At 37.8% G+C, this 19,064-nt stretch carries 17 protein-coding genes; 11 read left to right on the top strand and 6 right to left on the bottom strand.

What is annotated here, in order from left to right:
- Positions 1 to 231 precede the first annotated feature (231 nt).
- The 4 genes from AC07VK_RS08140 to AC07VK_RS08125 all read left to right on the top strand — a co-directional run bounded on the left by AC07VK_RS08140 (position 232) and on the right by AC07VK_RS08125 (position 3,174).
- Positions 232 to 1,251 carry a sensor histidine kinase gene (locus AC07VK_RS08140; RefSeq protein WP_492959609.1) on the top strand — a complete coding sequence of 340 codons (1,020 nt, stop codon included), beginning with the start codon at positions 232 to 234 and terminating at the stop codon, positions 1,249 to 1,251.
- The gene (locus tag AC07VK_RS08135) at positions 1,232 to 1,993 is read left to right on the top strand and encodes a LytR/AlgR family response regulator transcription factor (protein WP_492959607.1); all 762 of its coding nucleotides are present in this window, start codon (positions 1,232 to 1,234) and stop codon (positions 1,991 to 1,993) included. The genes AC07VK_RS08140 and AC07VK_RS08135 overlap by 20 nt, the downstream gene beginning before the upstream one ends.
- Positions 1,994 to 2,203: 210 nt before the next feature.
- Positions 2,204 to 2,986 carry a DUF1223 domain-containing protein gene (locus AC07VK_RS08130; RefSeq protein WP_492959605.1) on the top strand — a complete coding sequence of 261 codons (783 nt, stop codon included), beginning with the start codon at positions 2,204 to 2,206 and terminating at the stop codon, positions 2,984 to 2,986.
- A gap of 14 nt (positions 2,987 to 3,000) precedes the next feature.
- Positions 3,001 to 3,174 carry a hypothetical protein gene (locus AC07VK_RS08125; RefSeq protein ID WP_492959603.1) on the top strand — a complete coding sequence of 58 codons (174 nt, stop codon included), beginning with the start codon at positions 3,001 to 3,003 and terminating at the stop codon, positions 3,172 to 3,174.
- 256 nt (positions 3,175 to 3,430) lie between these two features.
- Here the strand turns inward: AC07VK_RS08125 and AC07VK_RS08120 are convergent, their stop codons facing one another.
- Positions 3,431 to 3,826, bottom strand: coding sequence for a DoxX family protein (locus AC07VK_RS08120; protein WP_492959601.1), 396 nt, complete (start codon positions 3,824 to 3,826; stop codon positions 3,431 to 3,433).
- A 307-nt stretch (positions 3,827 to 4,133) separates the two neighbouring features.
- Here AC07VK_RS08120 and AC07VK_RS08115 point away from each other — a divergent pair, with 307 nt between their 5' ends.
- Entirely contained in the window at positions 4,134 to 5,504 is a 1,371-nt protein-coding gene (locus tag AC07VK_RS08115; RefSeq protein WP_492959600.1) for a YeiH family protein, read from the top strand.
- Between the two features lie 134 nt (positions 5,505 to 5,638).
- On the opposite strand, the gene AC07VK_RS08110 is transcribed toward AC07VK_RS08115, so the two are convergent.
- The gene (locus AC07VK_RS08110) at positions 5,639 to 6,238 is read right to left on the bottom strand and encodes a GIN domain-containing protein (protein ID WP_492956169.1); all 600 of its coding nucleotides are present in this window, start codon (positions 6,236 to 6,238) and stop codon (positions 5,639 to 5,641) included.
- 355 nt (positions 6,239 to 6,593) lie between these two features.
- Between AC07VK_RS08110 and AC07VK_RS08105 the strand changes: the two genes are divergently transcribed.
- A complete protein-coding gene (locus tag AC07VK_RS08105) occupies positions 6,594 to 7,481 on the top strand; it encodes a sugar phosphate isomerase/epimerase family protein (RefSeq protein WP_492956170.1) in 888 nt (295 codons plus the stop codon).
- Positions 7,482 to 7,521: 40 nt separating this feature from the next.
- On the opposite strand, the gene AC07VK_RS08100 is transcribed toward AC07VK_RS08105, so the two are convergent.
- Positions 7,522 to 8,148: a hypothetical protein gene (locus AC07VK_RS08100; RefSeq protein WP_492956171.1), complete on the bottom strand. Its 627-nt coding sequence runs from the start codon at positions 8,146 to 8,148 to the stop codon at positions 7,522 to 7,524.
- A 261-nt stretch (positions 8,149 to 8,409) separates the two neighbouring features.
- On the opposite strand from AC07VK_RS08100, the gene AC07VK_RS08095 reads away from it, so the two are divergent.
- Positions 8,410 to 8,898: a hypothetical protein gene (locus AC07VK_RS08095; protein ID WP_492959598.1), complete on the top strand. Its 489-nt coding sequence runs from the start codon at positions 8,410 to 8,412 to the stop codon at positions 8,896 to 8,898.
- 590 nt (positions 8,899 to 9,488) lie between these two features.
- Here AC07VK_RS08095 and AC07VK_RS08090 read toward each other — a convergent pair.
- The 3 genes from AC07VK_RS08090 to AC07VK_RS08080 form a co-directional block, all read right to left on the bottom strand.
- Complete coding sequence (locus AC07VK_RS08090) at positions 9,489 to 9,701, bottom strand: cold-shock protein (protein ID WP_492956173.1); 213 nt, start codon at positions 9,699 to 9,701, stop codon at positions 9,489 to 9,491.
- 184 nt (positions 9,702 to 9,885) lie between these two features.
- Positions 9,886 to 11,025 (bottom strand): sensor histidine kinase, encoded by a 1,140-nt coding sequence (locus AC07VK_RS08085; RefSeq protein WP_492956174.1) that lies wholly within the window; start codon positions 11,023 to 11,025, stop codon positions 9,886 to 9,888.
- 235 nt (positions 11,026 to 11,260) lie between these two features.
- Positions 11,261 to 11,986: a LytR/AlgR family response regulator transcription factor gene (locus AC07VK_RS08080; protein ID WP_492956175.1), complete on the bottom strand. Its 726-nt coding sequence runs from the start codon at positions 11,984 to 11,986 to the stop codon at positions 11,261 to 11,263.
- 448 nt (positions 11,987 to 12,434) lie between these two features.
- Between AC07VK_RS08080 and AC07VK_RS08075 the strand changes: the two genes are divergently transcribed.
- From AC07VK_RS08075 to AC07VK_RS08060, 4 genes are all read left to right on the top strand, one after another.
- Positions 12,435 to 13,439, top strand: coding sequence for an LLM class flavin-dependent oxidoreductase (locus tag AC07VK_RS08075; protein ID WP_492959596.1), 1,005 nt, complete (start codon positions 12,435 to 12,437; stop codon positions 13,437 to 13,439).
- Between the two features lie 586 nt (positions 13,440 to 14,025).
- Positions 14,026 to 14,589 (top strand): RNA polymerase sigma-70 factor, encoded by a 564-nt coding sequence (locus AC07VK_RS08070; protein WP_492959594.1) that lies wholly within the window; start codon positions 14,026 to 14,028, stop codon positions 14,587 to 14,589.
- Positions 14,590 to 14,652: 63 nt separating this feature from the next.
- Positions 14,653 to 15,597 (top strand): FecR family protein, encoded by a 945-nt coding sequence (locus AC07VK_RS08065; protein WP_492959592.1) that lies wholly within the window; start codon positions 14,653 to 14,655, stop codon positions 15,595 to 15,597.
- A gap of 228 nt (positions 15,598 to 15,825) precedes the next feature.
- The gene (locus AC07VK_RS08060; protein WP_494939793.1) at positions 15,826 to 19,059 is read left to right on the top strand and encodes a SusC/RagA family TonB-linked outer membrane protein; all 3,234 of its coding nucleotides are present in this window, start codon (positions 15,826 to 15,828) and stop codon (positions 19,057 to 19,059) included.
- The last annotated feature ends 5 nt before the right edge of the window (positions 19,060 to 19,064 follow it).

The raw sequence follows: 19,064 nt of genomic DNA, 5'->3' as shown, positions 1-19,064 counted from the left end.
GAAACACAGATTTTACCAAAATAAAAAACATAGTTCTTCTGGTGATTTAAATCTTGCATTGTCTACTTAAGGGCCGAATCTGTCTGGTTCAGGTTTAAAATTGTTTAACTATAAGATTTACGTGGTTACTTTTGGTGAAAAAAGAAGGGATATGTGGTACAGCGATCATATTTAAAAAAATATTATTTTTGATTATCCCAACCCACCTAATTAGCCTGGCTAAAAACTGATATGACCAAAAACCCTTTAAAGATTTCGCCTGCCATTATCTGGGTAAGTTCCATTTTTCTCGGACTTTTATCTTCTGTTCCGCAAATAGCAGAGCATCATTTTAATGCGGCCGAAGCGGCAGTTAATGCAGGTATTACTTCGGTATTTGCATTGTTGATGTGGTATTTGAATATTTACATGCTCTCGCGAAAGAGCAGTAGACCCAACAAACAGGGAATTTCCTACTCCAGGTTATTTAAAAGTCTTTTAATTGGTGTTGGCGTTATGCTTTGCCTGGCCTGGATTCAGCAATTAATTCTTTCGCACATTAATTTCGGTCCGGTGATGTTGATGGTAGAAGTAAGGGGAATATTGATCAATTTAATTTTTTATATGTTCCTTCATCTGTTGCAACAAAATTACGAAAATCAACAGGTGAATATGGAATTGGAGAAAATCAAAAGCGATAGTTTGGGTGCTCAGTACGAATTGCTTAAACAACAGGTTAATCCTCATTTCCTTTTTAATAGCCTCAATACGCTAAAGGCTATGGTAGAAATTGGCGACGAAGAGGCTGTCGATTTTATCCTTAAGCTTTCTAATTTTTATCGGTATACCCTCGAGAGCCGTAAATTAGATCTGATTCATGTTTCGGAAGAAATGGAAATACTCAATGCATACCTATTTTTACAACAGGCAAGATTTGATGGTGGTTTTAGTTTTACTTCCACATTAAATGAAGAAATATTGAACACCTTAATTCCTCCCTTTACGCTGCAGCTGTTAATCGAAAACTGTATCAAACATAATGTGGTTTCGCTAGATAAACCATTGCGCATCAGCTTATATGCCGAAGATGGGCAAATTGTTTTGGAAAACCCTATCCGTTTAAAAACAGCCGATGCCAACTCATTAGGCGTTGGACTTAAAAATATCACGTTGCGCTACCAACATCTTCTCGAAAAACCAATCGAAATTATTAACGATGGCCAAATTTTTAAAATTAAACTCCCATTAATTCATGAACATCATCATCATTGAGGATGAGCTGAAAACAGCTAAATCACTAGAAAATATAATTTTGAGCTTGAGACCCGACGTGAAAATAGTAGGGCAGTACCAGAGCATTGAAGGATCGGTAAGAGCGTTGTCAGAGCAGCCACAGCCCGATTTGATATTTATGGATATTCAATTGGCAGATGGATTATGTTTTGAAATATTTAAACAGGTTAAAGTAAACAGCCCCATTGTATTCTGCACGGCCTTTGATGAGTACTCCTTAGAAGCTTTTAAGCGTAATGGAGTAGATTATGTATTAAAGCCATTTTCCAAAACAGATATTCAGGAGGCCTTTCAAAAGGTAGACGGGCTTCAGAATTTTTTTCAGCAAAAAGTAATCCCCGATTTAAGCAATTTATTGACAAAATTGAGCAGTCCCGCCGGAAAAGAGAGCTTTTTAGTATTTAAAAACCAGAAATATACTACAGTTCAAACCGAAAATATTGCTTTCTTTTATATCAGAAACGATGCTTCAACCATTATGTGCTTCGATAAACAAGAGTTTGCATTAAGTCAATCTCTTGATCAGATTATGGCAATGGTATCGTCTAAACAGTTCTTCAGGGTTAACCGTCAATATTTAGTGAACTTTAAAGCCATTAAAGAAGTAGAACATTATTTCTTAAGGAAGTTGTTTGTTAAACTGGTGATTGAAACTCCGGATAAGTTGCTGATCAATAAGGAAAAAACGCCTGCTTTTCTTTCGTGGATGGAAGACAGGTAAAGAAAAATATTTATCTGCTATTAGGTAACAAGCTTGGCCAGAAACGGATATCCGTTTCTGGCCTTTTTTGCTTTATGGCATGCTCGTAGCTAATTTGTCTTACTTATCGGCTTCCTGTCTAACTCTTCCAGCAATTTGTCCGGTTCAGCTATTTTCACCTAATTCAAGGCATAAACCTCACTTATTTTTGATAAAAAAAGAATAGAAATTATGAAAACACTAAAAAGAATAGCGATCGTAAATGCGGTCATTGTGGCGGTAATAGCACTTAGCGCATTTATTTGGGTAGGATCTGCACAAGAAAAAAAAATAGAGCAGCCCGTTAATGGAAAAGGCTTTGCCGTTTTGGAATTATTTACGTCTGAAGGATGTTCAAGCTGCCCGCCAGCAGAAGAACTGTTGGCCAAAATAGAGAAAGAATCTAACGGGAAACCGGTGTATGTACTTGGATATCACGTCGATTATTTTGATAATTTAGGTTGGAAGGATGTTTTTGGAAGTCCGGAAAATACAAAAAGGCAAAAAAAATATAGTGCCTGGCTAAATGCACAGGTTTATACCCCTCAATTGGTTATTAACGGCGCTCAAGAATTTATAGGTTCTAATGAAAGCGATGTAAGAAATGCCATTAACAAACAGCTTCTGAATAAAGAGCATACAGCCAGTTTAGCTTTCGATACCAAAAGAGATGGGGATGTACTGACAATAAATTACGAAGCCAAAGATACTCAGGCGAGCGACGATCTTCTTTTTGCACTGGTACAAAAGAACGGTAGCACCGATGTACAGCGCGGGGAGAATGCAGGACTTAAGTTATCACACGTCCAAATTGTACGGAGAACTTTAACACTATCTCTAAAAGATTCAAAATCTGGAACTGCAGTATTAAATATCCCTAAAGGTAGCAGCGCTGAAAAATGGGAAGTAATCGGAATGGTTCAGCATAAAACAACAGGCGCAATTTCAGCAGTAAATGCATCAACAACTTTTTAATCATACTTATCATCATGGAAAATCATCAAAATACCACAACCAATAGTTTGTTAGTTGGATTGGCAAGCTTAATGTCGACACTTTTTCTGGTTAGCCCTCCATTTGAAAAAAATCCACAGCAATGTGAAATGGTGCAAAGCATCGGAAAGAAAAAACAGAAAAGAATAGAGAATGAGCCAGTTGTATAATATAAATCCAGTTGCAAATTCATCAGCAAGGTTTATTAATTCGGAGGTCGCCATATATTTGGCGACTTTTTTATTTAAATAATACACTCTGCGGTTTAGTATCAAACAAAGAGCGTAGCAGCGCATTCACAGCCTTTGATGTTTAGCTTTTGTGTAGATTGCCGATCTTGGACCGGTAAAATTTATCACTAATAAAAAAAGAGCGCTACTCGCGCTCTTTTTGAGGATACTGATTTAATTAGAATTTATTCAAACCTTAAACAGCAGTTAAATTTGAATATTTTGTAGGATAAAGTTTTTGGAACATCAGGTAGGTTATTGTAACGATAGCCAATGCTATAATGGCATCGGTAGTGGCTAGTGGACCGATCACAATTAGTTTTGAGCAGAATGCAAAAATGATATCGAAGAATATTCCTGCAAATACCCATTCTTTTAACCTTAACCATTTGTTGGGGATCAGTAGAACCACGATTCCGGCTAACTTAGCAACACCAAGTACATAAATAAAATACGCTGGATACCCCAGTTGTAATGTAATGTCCCAAACAATGGGGTTTTTTGTGAGTTCACAAACTCCGCTGGTGCCAAACCATAACGAAGTTAATGAGGCGCCGATCCAGTAAATGGTTTTTGTTGTTTTAAGTGTCATAATAATTTCTTTTAAGTGTGCCCAAAAATGTTGCATAAACTTTCTAAAAACCAGTTGAATGGATCTGAACCAGACAAATTAAATCCTGAATTAGACAATTGAACGAATTTATTTTATTCGTGGTTTGCGGTGCGTATTAACTTAAAGGCTTTAGTAAAGGTGTGTAGGCGAAGTCAGATATTTGTTACGGATAAAATCCTCCTGAATATTTACTTTAGTTCGATATTGGATATTCATTTACTGTTTATTGACCATATCCGACAATATTTTAGAATTGAAATCAAATTAACACCATAATTAATTAACTATGTCGAATCGAAACAACGCAGCCGATACTACTGGAGCTTTAACAGAGGCGGGGATAAACCCGGATAAGAAAACATTTTTAAAATCACTCACCGAAGATTGGTGGGCAGTAATATTGGGAACGATTATTATTGCCACTGTACTTTATTTAACCAAAAATGGTACTGTAATAAGTTTACCTGCATTTAAATGGGCAACCAGTGAAGACCTTTTGGGTAAAATATTATCAGCATCCAACTTATTGTTAGTTGTCGAAATGGGGGCAGTGTTTCTGGCATTAGCTTCAATAGCGATAGGTTTATCAGGAGGCAATGTTGCACGGTTTGCTGGTGGTTTTGCACTCATCTATTTTTTAGCTATTGTTTCTTTTATTATTGGAGGCAACAAAAGCGTATCCTATTTTGGCTTAGAATATGTGGTATTTGCACTGCTTATCGGTATCGCATTGGGCAACCTGATCAAGTTGCCATTTTGGTTAAAAGAAGCCGTACGGTCTGAGTTTTATATTAAAACAGGTTTGGTGATATTAGGAACCACTATCTTATCGGCCGATTTGATCAAAGCTGGTCTGCCTGGGATAATACAGGCCGTTATTGTTGTTACTGTAGTTTGGTTTTTTTCGATGTGGTTAAGCCGAAAGTTAAAAGTTGATGATGAATTTGGTGTAATATTGGCTTCAGCAGTATCTATTTGTGGTGTTTCTGCAGCAATTGTTGCTGCAGGAGCTATTAATGGGGATAAACGTAAATTATCTTATGTAACCACGCTGGTATTGATTATGGCTATTCCGATGATGATTATTCTGCCTTGGGCAGTAAAGTATTTTCATATACCTGAGGTAATTGGTGGGGCATGGCTGGGCGGTACCTTAGATACAACGGCAACCGTAACTGCTGCAGGCGATCTGGTTGGGCCAATAGCCGTTAAAGCAGGTGTTATTGCCAAGTTTTCGCAAAATGTTTTTATTGGCGTTGCTGCTTTTTTTATTGCTATATGGTGGGCCTATAAAAAACCTAAAGGTGATGATGGTGTACCACTTAAAGCTGAACGCCCCGGGTTGAAAATTGTGTGGGAGCGATTTCCGAAATTTGTATTGGGTTTTGTTGCAGCATCTCTAGTGTTCTCTTTTCTGTTATCTCCCACAACTGCAAAAAGTGTTGGGCCAACCTTAAACGGCTTACGCACCGTGTGGTTCGCAATCGCATTTATTTCAATCGGTATGGAAGCTAAATTTTCATCACTGGTAAAACTTCAGGGCGGTAAACCCGCATTTACATTTGTTACAGCACAAATATTCAACATATTTTGGACCTTGTTATGGTCGTATATTTTGTTTGGCGGGTATTTATTTCCTATACCAGATTTTAAATAGACGAGGAATTGGGTTTAAGGCTATCATTCACAGGTTCCTAGAGAAAGGTCGTCATTGCAATGACGATTATTCGCAGCCTAAAACCGCAAAAAAAAAGCGACAGAGATGTCGCTTTTTTTGTTCTTTTCTTTTCCTTATTTAGCCAATGCAACAGTTTGCGATGCATTTGTATCTGGGTTACTCATTTCTGTTGTTAGTGCAGCAAATTTATCAAGGTTCAATTTTGGTGTTCTACCCATTACCAAGGTATGTTTGTCAGTAGCTCCGCTCAATTTTAAATCGGCATTGTTTTCGATAACGGTATATAAACTTTCTGTCTCAGAATTGATTTCAGCAACCGCATTTCCTTTTAAAAATACCTGAAGATATTTAACATCCAATTTGCCTTGTGTTTTTAAAACGGCATTGTCTGATGCCTTAACCCTATAGATATTGTTAACATAAAGGGTAATCTTTGCCACTTCTTTATCTTCTGAACTGATTTTTAATGCATATCCGTCTTGCGTTACTTTTACTTTGCCAGTATTGTCATCATTATAATTTATGCCTTCTTTCTCTCTTTGTACCAAGGTAACTTCTACATTTCCACTTACTATAACCTGGTTCACGTTTTTAGGCGCAGAAACTTTTGTTGGTTGTTTCTCATCGGCCATTACGCCTGTAGAGAAAATAGAAGAGCTTAAAACGATAGCTGCTAAAAGCGATTTTGTTAGGGTTTTGATTGAGGTTTTCATAATGCTGTTATTTATATTTTTAATTAATATTTTGTGATTGTTTTGTAGATAAGACGCCTTTACCCCAGAAACGTTGCAGTAGAAATACCGCTATTATACCAACACAGCTAAATTGTCGACGAACTGGATTTAAAAACTGCCGAATGGCAGATTATTTTTGCATCTGATTCGAAGCAGCTTCCATTTATTCAGTTTTCTTCGCAATCTGTGATTTTGCTGATACAAAACTTAATGGACAGATTTTATATTATCTTTAAGGAAGAATTCTTAGAAGCTCACCAGCGAGTTGTTCAGTTAAATAGGATAAGGGGGGCTTAAGACTTCATTTTTTTGACCAAATCGTTTAAGTAACAATATGAGAAGTACAAAATTTAGCTATCTGGCTTTTTTTATCTGCCTGATTTATATCGGTTTTTGTGGTTTTATTTCTGATAAACAGGTATATCCGCGTTTAGGGATTGTATCTGGTTTAACACAGGATAGTTTAGCCTATGCCTCTGGTTTTAAAATGATTGGCGAATCTGTTCCGAAGATGCTTTCACCTGCACTAACAGATGACCAGTTTAGTGTCAATTTAAAAAAGATTCAAGCTGCAAAATGTAAAGTGTTAACCTGTAATCTTTTTTATCCCGCGAGTATAAAAATAGCTGGCCCAGAGGTAGATGAAGCGAAGGTTTTAGCTTATGCCGAAACTGTTCTTTCAAGAGCTCAACAAGCGGGGATCAAGTTTATTGTTTTAGGCAGCTCGGGTGCAAGGAGCATTCCAGCTGATTATAATATCGCTAAGGCAAAATCAGATTTTATTGGCTTGGGCAAAAAACTGGCACAAGTTGCCGGGAAATATAAGGTTACAATTTTATTAGAAAATCTCGAAACCACCGAAACTAACTTTATCACCTCCTTAAAGTCGGCTGCAGAAATTGTAAGGGAGATTGATCATCCAAATTTCAGGCTTAATGCTGATATATTTCACATGATGCGTGAAGGAGAGTCTCCAAATGAAATTATTGAGGCCGGAACATTGATTGCGTTTTCTGAGGTTGCCGAAAAACAAAACAGGTCGTTGCCAGGTGTTATGGGCGACGATTTTAAACCTTATTTAAGGGCCTTGCACAAAATAAACTATAAAGGTTTCATCTTTATGGAAGGAAGCATCAAAAATGCCGCTGTAGAAATGCCACTTGCCTTCAAATATCTTTCTGCTCAGATTGCAGAAGTGTATTCGGAAAAGAAAGCAGATTAATTATTGTTCTTTTATACTGAAATAAGATACATAAATGCTGTTATTTCGATAATAGCACCAGCGATTGCGTATTTGATTTATCTGCAGCCTTATCAATATTTGGTAAACGCATTTTGGCAACATTGGTCTCGACGGTTAAAGATGGATTTTCACTTTTGGTAAGTGCAGCTATGTCTCTTACTGTGCTCGATAACATTTTAAGTGTAAGCATAAATTGACGGTCGATATTCCTGATCTTTTGAAAATCAACATTTGGATTAAAACGTTCGGTATTTGACCGCTCACTGTGATTAAACTGGATGCTGTCTAAAAGAACCAGTTTGTCTGTAATCTGGTTCAATACTTCATCCGAAAGGTTTAGACCTTTTATGCCTATTACCCTATTGTTTTTTACATAATAATCTAAGCCATTAAAGCTAATGAGGGTCAAGTCCTTCCTGTTGATGATATATTCTGCCTTTGGAAGGCTGTTTTTCGAACGGTTTTTATTAAATGCACTGCGCTGAGCAGCTAAACGTTCAATCATATCGTTTCCGTTCAATCTTTCTATATTTTCTAAAATATCAGATTGTTTTGTCAGCTTGTTTTGAGCAAGAACATGAATCGATGAGCAAGATAATGAGGCAATTAAAAAAAATACTAGAGCGAATAATTTGGCACTTTTCATGCGGCAAATATATATTCATTATTGCTAATATTAAATTTTTTGTATGTTTAATATTACGTTTTTAGCATGTTTTTGGAATTTTATTGATGACAAAAATCAATTTTTTGTTTAATACTTAAAAAACACATCAAATTGTTCGGTTCAACAATTTAAAATTGAAGAACAGAAATACTAATTAAACCTTTCAACGTTATGTTTTTTGTGCTTTAGAAATAGTTCTATACTTTTGATTTCGCGATATATACTATCACCTCATTATTGATGATCGAGCTCGACTTTTTCTTTAACCAGCCTAATGGCGATATCATGCATTTTCAGCTTATCCAGCTTTCGAGGGGTGAGTTATGGACTGTTCTTGACCATGAACAGGTATTGGAAAGGATCGTAAAAGAAGATGGGAAATGGAAAAGGTTGCTAGGCGGTTCCTTATCTGAAGCGCTTATCCAAAACATAGGACTGTTTATTGACCGGCAGCAATATCAAACTTTGCCCATCGAGATTAAATTGAGATGGCCAAAGCTTATTGAGGAAATTATAGTGAATTCAGATGCTGAATATATTGTGGTCTGCAAACCATTTGTAAATTTCAGATCATTTGAAAAAATGTTTGAAAAATTTGTACCTGCCATGATAAAGGATGAGTGGGCAATCAATTTTAAAGTTTATAACCATGATTTTGGCGAAGACTTTATAAAAAAACTCAGCCGCAAGGAAGAAAAAAACAGTTACCAACCTATTCAGAAATGGTAACCTTGCATTGGAAATCCAGATCTTACTTATGTTAACTATTGAGTATTTAACGCAATGTTAATACTGGGTTTATTTGCTATCTATACTTTTGTTGTGTAGATATTTGGTTAGTATTATACAAGTTTAGTTAGTTGATAAGGAAAGGCCTCAATGGATATTGTGGCCTTTTTGATTTTAATATTTGCTTATCAGCATCACATTAAAAGGTTGGTTTCCTACTAAAGTTTCGATTTGCTCTTAAAAAAATTAATTACAACTGAGCTTGCTTCCTGTGGGTAAACGTGTCCTCCGGGATGTTGGTAGCGTACTACTGGTGTTTTTGTATCTTAAGGATAAAATGTGGCACAGGGCGCGCGCATAGTGTAGTCTACATTCCAACGCATTATTTTTATACCCAGATATGTTGAATTTGGTGAGGCATTGGAGAGGAGTAGAATATTACAGATAAAATCCAGGTAAAGCTATTTTGCTACAGCACCCTTTCGATTTATTGAACATACATTTAGGACAACCGATAGCCAATTAAGTTTAAATCAATGTTAATTTTCCTTTATTAAAACTGCTTGGCTGCGAAGTTTTCATTGAGATTGCTATAGTGGTGTTAATTCTACAGTGTTAGCTAAACATATTTTGGTGGCAGCAAGCCCCCTTGCTGTAAGCGCTATTTCAAAATAAATTTCATCATTAAGCCTGATTTCTTCCTGGAGTTCCATTAAAAAGAATTGAATTTTCTGTTCGTTTTCATCTTTAATAATGCCATACCCACTATTTTGATCTACATAGCATATTGTACCCTTTCTCATTTTTTAATCTGTCTGGTTAAGATTTACAATTAATTTTTCAATGAAGATTTTTCTAAATGTTAGAACGTCAATTAGGAAGGTTTAATATAGTAATAATTTTGTTACATTAATTAGGGGAATCAATAATATTCTTAGTAGTGAAATGTGTTTAAGGGAGGGTGTCCTTATTGCACCAGTTTCACTGTTAAAGTGGGATAATTTGTTCAGTTTTTTTGTCTTGAGATTCTACGATTAATGCATTTAAGGAAATACTTATGCTTAAAATATAGAAACCTTCTTCGTCAATTCCTGCATTTATTTCGGCATTTTGGTGGTATGCATATTTTAATCGGTTACGAATATTGTCCATTCCTGAGCCAAAGCCTACTTTACTTTTCACTAATCTGGGTAAATTTCGGCTTTCGATATGCAGTTTGTCATCAAAGGTGTAAACATCTATAGTGGCCTTGTTTTCGATGTCGTTAAGATTCCCGTGTTTAAACATGTTTTCCAAAATAGTAAGCAAAACCAGTGGAATTAATTTGATGCCACCAAGATCAGGACCGCTAGCAAGTTCGATATAAATTGCACCCTGTGTAATGCGGTGCAAACCAATCAGATTTTCGCATTGTGCAATTTCTTCACTTAAATATACGTAGCCTTCATTGTGTTGCGTATTGGCAGCAAAACGCATCATATCAGAAAGATAAAGCATTACTTTGGCGTCTTCTGGAGAGTAGGTGCTTAGTTTCTGGTGTACAAACTCAAATGTGTTAAAAAGCAGATGGGGATTAATTTGTGCCTTCATGAAAGCATTTTTAGACATGGCTAGTTCCTTGTCCATTTTTTCCTTATCAATAAGCATTTGAAAACGCTGCTTTTCAATACGGGATTTTTCTGCTTTTTCTCTGATGAACCGCTTTAAGAAATAATAACCTGTAGAAAAAATAAGGAAAAATGAGCCTCTATAAAGCACCTTGGCTATTCTGATTCTAAGACTTGGTAGTTCTCCAGGTAAAATATTGGTATAGGTATTTAGCAAAATGTCTACACCAGTAACCAGACCTAAATAAATCAAGATAGTTGATATCACAACCAGAGGAACTTTCCATAGTGCTCCGTTATGAAATGCTGTTGCTTTTTCCAGCAGTAAAGTATAGGTATAAAAGAAGGTGATATTAATGGTGTAATGAATAGCATAGTTACCAAATGTACCGGCCATACCTACCCAGTAAATAACCACAACGGTTTCCCAAAATATAAATACAGACCATGCAATTATATGTATCCGGTAAGTATGTAGCCAGTTTCGTAACATTCCCATGCTCCGTTTTAATCTATCCATAATGACTTATTTACTATCTGTGTAACAACTAAAGTTATAGGGCGCTATCGCTGCTAGTTTTCGAAAAAAAACAATTATGAAGACTCAAAAACTAGCTAAAAGAACACTATTTGTATTTAAAAAAAAACTGAGTAAAGAGATCAGTAACCCAACAACGGTGTCTGATCCAACTACTATAACAGTTTCTACGAATACAGGTATAATTTAATTTATTGAATGTTTCCATCAGTAGCCGTTATTTTTTACGGCTACTGATGATTAGTTTAGTAGACATAAAACCCTTAAATTCATTATAATAAATATCTCCAACGGTAAAGCTAATGTGGTTGTTCATGGTAATCCGGTTACCATCCACATACAAAATCTTATCAATAGCAACAATGTAACCGCGGTGTAACTGTATAAAACCTTTCTTGATGCTAAGCTGTTCCCGAATATCTTTTAAACTTAGGTAAGCAATAATTACTTTTTCTACAGTATGTATTTTAATGTAATTGTGAAAACTTTCAAAAGCAATAATATCTTCATATTTAACCATTACGGCACGGTGTTCCTCTTCTTTGTTTTTAACTAGAAAGTAATCTTCGTTGGTGCCGCCTGTCATTTCCTGTCCAAAAAGCCTGGTAATGGTAGTGGCAAATTTGGCATAACTATATGGTTTAAGCAAATACGCATCTCCTGCAGCTTCAAAAGCATCAAAAGCGTATTCCTGGTGTGAAGTAGTGAAGATGAGTTTTCTGGTTCTAAAGCGGATGGCCTTAGCTAACTCCAGACCCGAAATTTGAGGCATTTCCACATCCATAAAAATTACATCGACTGTTTCTGAGTTGGCTAGCTCTCTTAAAGCAGTAATTGGATCGGTATATTGCTGGACGAGTCGCATGTTCGGGGTATCCTCGATATATTTTTGTAGCCCCGCTAAGGAACTGAACTGGTCGTCTATGGCTATGCACTTAATCATCTTCAAAAATCTGTTTCTCTTATAACGAAATTACGCCTTTTCGTACCGAAAAGGGTACTATCTGTACGGATTAATTTAAATTCCTTTCTTATTTACTAATTTAACGCAAAAATGTGTCAATTAAGTTACAAGATGCGGGCAATAGCTACAATCCATAAAAATATGCTAGAATACCTGTAAAAAATATACTCGCCTTTTGTGGTTTTGCTAATCGAATTACAAGTTTTAATCAAGCTAAGAGCGCTGATTTGTACATTTTGTTACAATAATATATATACTCCTACACCTGTGTAGTTCTGGTTGTCTGATCGTGTTTTCATTTGCATAGATTCCCTGCTAATACCCAATATACTCTTTAGTGTTGGTTAAACGTCATATATATTCAGATAAGCCAGACTTGGTTTTATTAAAGATATTTTTGCAACATAGATTTTATTCCTATTAATTTATGGCTGATCACTTATTGAAAAATATTCCTTATTCCGTTCTCGATCTTGCAACCGTGCTAGATGGTTTTACTGCTGCAGATACCTTTAAAACAAGCCTCGATTTAGCTAAACAGTCTGAAAATTTAGGTTATAGACGTTACTGGTTTGCCGAACATCATAATATGGCCGGTGTTGCCAGTTCGGCAACGGCGGTGCTTATTGGGTATATTGCTGGTGGCACCAATAGCATCCGCGTAGGCTCAGGAGGCATTATGCTACCCAATCATGCACCCTTAATTGTTGCCGAACAATTTGGTACTTTGGCTTCTCTTTATCCCAACCGTATCGATCTGGGCTTAGGCAGGGCACCTGGAACCGATCAGGTTACGGCAATGGCTATCCGTGGCGAAAACTTTAGTGCTGTTCATAGTTTTCCCAGAGATATTGACAAGCTACAACAGTTTTTCTCTGCAGGTAATAATCGTGCGAGTGTAAGAGCCATTCCGGGAGAAGGATTGGATATTCCGATCTGGATTTTGGGTTCGAGTACAGATAGCGCCCGATTAGCAGCAGAAAAAGGCCTTCCTTATGCTTTTGCAAGTCATTTTGCACCAGCTTATTTCGAACAGGCTATCGCCATCTATAGAAATAACTTTAAGCCATCCCCATTTTTACAGGAACCTTATGTAATGGCCTGTGTAAATGTGGTTGCTGCCGATACCGACGCAGAAGCTGAACGTTTATCAAGCTCTGTAAAACGCATGTTCCTCGGTGTAATTACAGGCAAAAGAGAATTATTGAAACCTGCAGTAGACGATATTAATGTTTATTGGGATCAGTTGGAAAAAGAAGCTGTAGAACAAATGTTGTATTATTCTTTTATTGGGAGTGCCGAAACCATTAAAGAAAATTTAGAAGCTTTTGTTGCAAAATATGGCGTAAACGAGATTATGAGCACCTCGCATATTTACGATCATCAGGCAAAATTGCATTCAAATAAAATTTTTGCAGGATTATTTAAGTAATTGATTAGGAGTCATTGCGAATATGTCTCCTTCATGATTCGTCATTTCGAGCGGAGTGCAACGCAGTCGAGAAATCTATCTATCGAGGTAGATATCTCCATTCCATTGCACTCCAGTTGAGATGATGACCATTTTATTGAAGATATCGAATATGCGCAGAGTCCTGTCCATTTTCCATCTTACATTTTCCATAATTAACCACCCAGTTTACAGAGAAAAAGGTCACAAAGGGGTACATTCTATCCGTAGTGTTAAACGCAGTGTCACTACGGATGGAGAGTTTAACAACTCAATGATTTTAATACCGAGTCAGAGACTCTTTTCCATTGTGTTGTCCGTGGAGCCCTTCGGAACGCTACGCACAGCTAAGGCAACGCAGTCGAAAACCCGAAAGCTCGGTGGAGTTAAATCTATTGACATAGATTTCTCCATTTCACTGCGTTCCAGTCGAGATGACGACCGTTTTATTGAAGATGTGGGAGATGCGAGCAGAATCCTGTCTATTTTCCATCATCTACTCTTTAAGATTTGTTAATACTAAGGGAATATTAGCCCCTTAGCTTTGCCCTTTATAAAGCGGCATCCCTTGGACAATTCATTATTTTTATCTTTACAGCTTGGAGATCATCAGGCTATGGAGGCGATCTACCGGATCTACTGGGAGGATGTTTTTGATGTTGCGCTGAAAAAAATGGACGATGAAGTGCTGGCACAGGATATTACACAGGAAATTTTCATATCCCTTTGGGAGAACCGAACGGCAATTAACCTAACGGGAAGTCTTGGCGCTTATCTGCATGGTGCGGTGAAATATAAGGTGATTAATTATTTCAGATCGGGCAATATAAAAGAACAACACCAACGCGCGCTTAAACTACTAATGGGTGAGCAGCATATGGCGGCGGCAGATGATAAACTGATTTTAAAAGAGCTGTATTCAGAAGTTGATGCGGCGATTGCGCTTTTACCCGAAAAAATGCAATTGGTATTCTCAATGAGCCGAAAACAGGAAAAATCCATCAAAGAAATAGCTTCAGAACTTGATATTTCGGTCCAAACAGTAAAAAACCAGATTTCTGCAGCGTTAAAATTGCTTAAAAAAAGCCTTTCCTATATCCTGTTCGTTGCGGCTTTAATCGGCTTAACATAAAGTTAATTTATAGATAACATTCTTGGTTAGTACCGATCTGCTTTTCAACTGACATGTATTTAAATGACAGAAGAACAGGCAAAAGAACTACTGCAGAAATATCTCGATAAGCAGGTAAGTCCGCAAGAGCAAAAAAAAGTTGAAGAGTGGTATGCCAGGCTCCATCAGGAAAATTTTGAATTGGCAGCCGATCGCAAAATAGCTATAGGAGCGCAAATGCTTGTTCGCGTTCAGGCGGCTATGCGCCAAAAGCCAAAACATGGCAAAGTATTCAAACTACAGACTTTTATCAGGGTTGCTGCCACCATACTCATCATCATTACACTGGGAATAAGCATTTGGAAGCTCAATACCAAAGCGAAGCTTGAAAATCAGGTTACCGTAGTTACCGGAAGTACAGAACGGAAGCGCGTTACTTTATCAGATGGTTCGGTGGTTTTGTTAGGCCCCTCTGCAAAACTCTGCTATCCTAAAGCCTTTGCTTCAACCAACCGCCAGATTGAATTAAAAGAAGGTGAAGCTTTTTTTGATATAGCCCACCAGGAAAAAAGGCCATTTACGGTTCACACCACATCTGGGGTCGACATCAAAGTGCTCGGTACCTCTTTTAAGGTTAAGTCGTATCAGGCCAGCAGACAGATCGAAGTTGCCGTAATTACCGGAAAGGTTGCCGTGAGCAACAAAAAAGTAAAACTGGGCACATTGATTAAAGACGAATTTTTAATCTATGATAAAAGTGCTGGTCGAGCTGATATTGGCAAAAGCAAATCTGCAGCCTATATCGAACTCGCTTTTGACGGAGCAAGCTTAGAACAGATAATCAACAAACTCCAATATGTGTACAGCATTAAGATTTCGCTGAGCGATAGCGCTTTGAGCAAACTTAAAAGCACAGCCGTTTTCAGCAGCAGGCAATCGCCCGACGAGATTTTGGATATCATCTGCAGCCTGCACCACCTAAAATTCAACGGATCAAAAAATCATAAAACATTTATTATATACAGATGAGATGAGCAGGTAATATAGAAATACTTAGCGGTGCCGGTTAGACTGGCCACCGTAATTTTCTTTCCGGCCAAAAGGCCAGCATAATTAAAAGCTTTAAAAAAACAAATCAAACAAATGAAACCAACCTCCGCTAAGAGGACATCAGCTCTTTATAAGATCATGAAATACTCATGTTTAACATTTTCAATTCTCTGCATATTTTGCAGCTCAATCCTGGCATCGGCTGGTATGGCACAAAAGTTAGCGAGAACTACTGTCAGCATTACGCTAAACAAAGGCCGTAAAATGACCGAAATTATCAAAGAAATAGAATCGCGCACCGGACTAAGCTTTGTTTACAATCCCGATCAGTTACAACAAAAAAACATGTTTGTAAGTGGCAATTTTACCACGGAGCCAGTAAGGTCACTATTGGATAGGCTTGGATTACAGGTTTTAGAAAAAGGCGAATATGTAATTTTAAACAATGCCATCCAGAATAAACCAGACCGGATTATTACGGGAATAGTAAAAGATTCGACCGGTATGTCATTACCAGGCGTTTCCGTAAAGGTATTGGGCACACAAAGCGGGACCATAACCGATGGTAACGGTGCTTACCGCCTCGAAGTAGGTGCTGATGCGGTATTATCGTTCTCGATGATCGGTTACCGCACCAAAGAAGTAAAAGTAGGTGAAAATCAGGTCATTAATGTGGTGTTGAGCGAAGAACGTTCCATGCTTGCTGATGTGGTGGTTGTGGGTTACGGTACACAGAAAAAAGAAACCCTTACCGGAGCAATCAGCATTGTTGGTCTGGATAAACTTTCTTCGCGCTCCTTAAATAGCGTAGGAGAGGTACTGGCCGGAAAATCACCAGGTGTAATTGTAACCAACGAGGGCGGCGACCCAACTTCTGCTCCACGTATCAATATCCGCGGTGCGGGAGGGATTAACGGAGAAAATGTATTGTATGTCATCGATGGGTCTATATTTTCAGGTACACCAAAGCTTAATCCAAACGATATCGAATCTATTTCGGTGTTAAAAGATGCATCTGCGGCAATTTACGGCGCCAGGGCATCAGGCGGTGTGGTATTGGTCACAACTAAAAAAGGAAAGAGCGGTAAAATGCAGATTAGTTTCGATGCTAAAGTAGGACAACAAAGTGCCTGGAGAAAATTGGAACCATTAAATGCCCAGCAACGTGCACAGGTGGCTGCAACTGCTGCCAAAAACGGTGGTACAACCATATTACCAGCTTTTGATATTTCGAAATATCCTGACGGACAGATTACGCGTACCAACTGGATGGACGAAGTTTTTAGAGATGGATTGTTACAGGATTACAATGCAGCAATAAACGGTGGCAGCGAAAAATCTAATTATTACCTAAGTTTTAATTACCGTAATGCGGAAGGTATTGTGTTAAATACCAAAACTAAACGTTACAATTTCAGGATCAATACCGAACATGAAGTAACCAATTGGTTAAAAGTGGGCGAAAACCTTTCGTATAGCAGTACCAACGGAAACGGAGCAAACACCAGCAGCGATTATACCGGTGCTTTACTTTCAGCTATTTATTATCCAACCAACGGAACACCATATAACGCCGATGGCAGCTTTGCCGGTTTACCTGGCGGACAGTATGCAGGCGATTATGGCGATATCGTTAATCCAGTTGCCGATCTGCAACGTATCGATATCAATAATCCTATAAATGTGCTTGTGGTTAATCCTTATGCCAACATTAAACTAGCAAAGGGTTTAACTTTCAGATCTAACTTAAGCATCACCAAAACAGATGCGGCATTTAAAAGCTTTACGCCTAAAAGGCCTGAGGTAGGAAAACCGGTATTAAGCAATAGTTTACAGGAAAGCAACAGTCGTGCTAACGATTTTCTTGCCGAGCAGGTTTTAAGTTATAAAGCAACCTTTGGTAGCCACCAACTAGATCTTACCGGTGGTTATTCTTTCCAGAAAACTAAAAGCAATAGCTTGTCAGCTTCAGGAGCAGGTTTTGACGACGAATCGCCTCAATACAGATACCTAGTTAACGCAACAGTTATTCAGCCGTCGGTTAGCGGGATGTATGAACAGGCTCTTTCTTCATTATTTTTAAGGGCCAATTATAATTACAAAGAGAAATATTTATTGTCGCTTATTGGCCGTCGTGATGGATCATCGCTGTTAAGTAAAAATAACAGGACCAAAAATTATGGTTCAGCTTCGTTAGGCTGGGTAGTGAGTAAAGAAGATTTTCTTAAAAACGCAACCTGGTTAAACGAACTGAAACTAAGGGGCAGTTATGGTATATTGGGTAATTTAGGATCGCTTAATGCTTCTGCCGTAAATCCATTGTTAAGTGCCACACAAAGTTATTTCGGACAAACACCAACTTTACAGAATGGTTATGTACAGACTGTTTTAGCCAACAAAGATTTAACATGGGCAGAATCAAAACAAACAAACTTTGGTATTGATATGGCAGTTTTGGGCAGATTAAGCCTTAATGCCGATTATTTTATCAAAGAGACCAATAAGATGATCTTAACCAGGTCGCTACCTGGAACAGCAGGTTTAAATACGCAGACCATAAATGCTGGTATTGTAAAAGATAAAGGTATAGAACTGGGTTTAACTTATAATAGCGATAAAAATGCAGCATTTACCTATAGTGTAAACGCTACTTTAACCAAAATAAACAACAAAGTACAGGAACTGGCGCCAGGATTGGAAAACATTGCTGTGGGGACCAACTTCCGTAACGAGCTTGCGCCGCTTACCATTAGGGTTGGCCAGCCTTTGTACAGTTACTACGTGCTAAAAACAGATGGTATTTTTCAGAGTCAGGCAGAGGTCGATAACTATAAAAATGCGAAGGGAACTAAGATTCAACCAAATGCAAAAGCAGGTGATTTTAAATTTGTTGATATCAACGGCGACGGATCAATTGATGGTAAAGACCGTTATTTCGCTGGCAGTGCTTACCCTGATTTCTCCTATGGATTGAGCTTTAATGCAAGTTATAAAAATTTCGATTTCAATATTTTTGCGCAAGGTGTACAGGGTAATAAATTGTTTAATGCGGTAAAACGTACTACCTATAGCGCCAGCGGACCATCTTATAACAAACTGACCGGTATCCTTGATGCCTGGTCGCCAGAAAACCCAGGCGGTAAAGTGCCTATCATTTCGACAAGTGATGCCAATGGAAACTTTAATGCTTCCGATTTTTATATCGAAAATGGTTCGTACCTGCGTATCCGTAACGTAACCCTGGGTTACAGTTTACCAAAATCGTTGACCAATAAATTAAAAACCGGAGCGGTAAGAATTTATGCTACGGCAAACAACCTCTTTACCATTACCGATTATTCAGGCTTTGATCCGGAAATCGGAATGGACAATAACGGATTGGATGTTGGTCGTTATCCGCAGGCAAGAAGCTTTATCCTTGGTTTAAGTGTAAATCTATAATCACA

The organism is Pedobacter sp. GW821-FHT01D05 (genome assembly GCF_059422505.1).
Note: the sequence above shows the minus strand (reverse complement) of the source record. Positions and strands in the feature narration are given on the sequence as shown.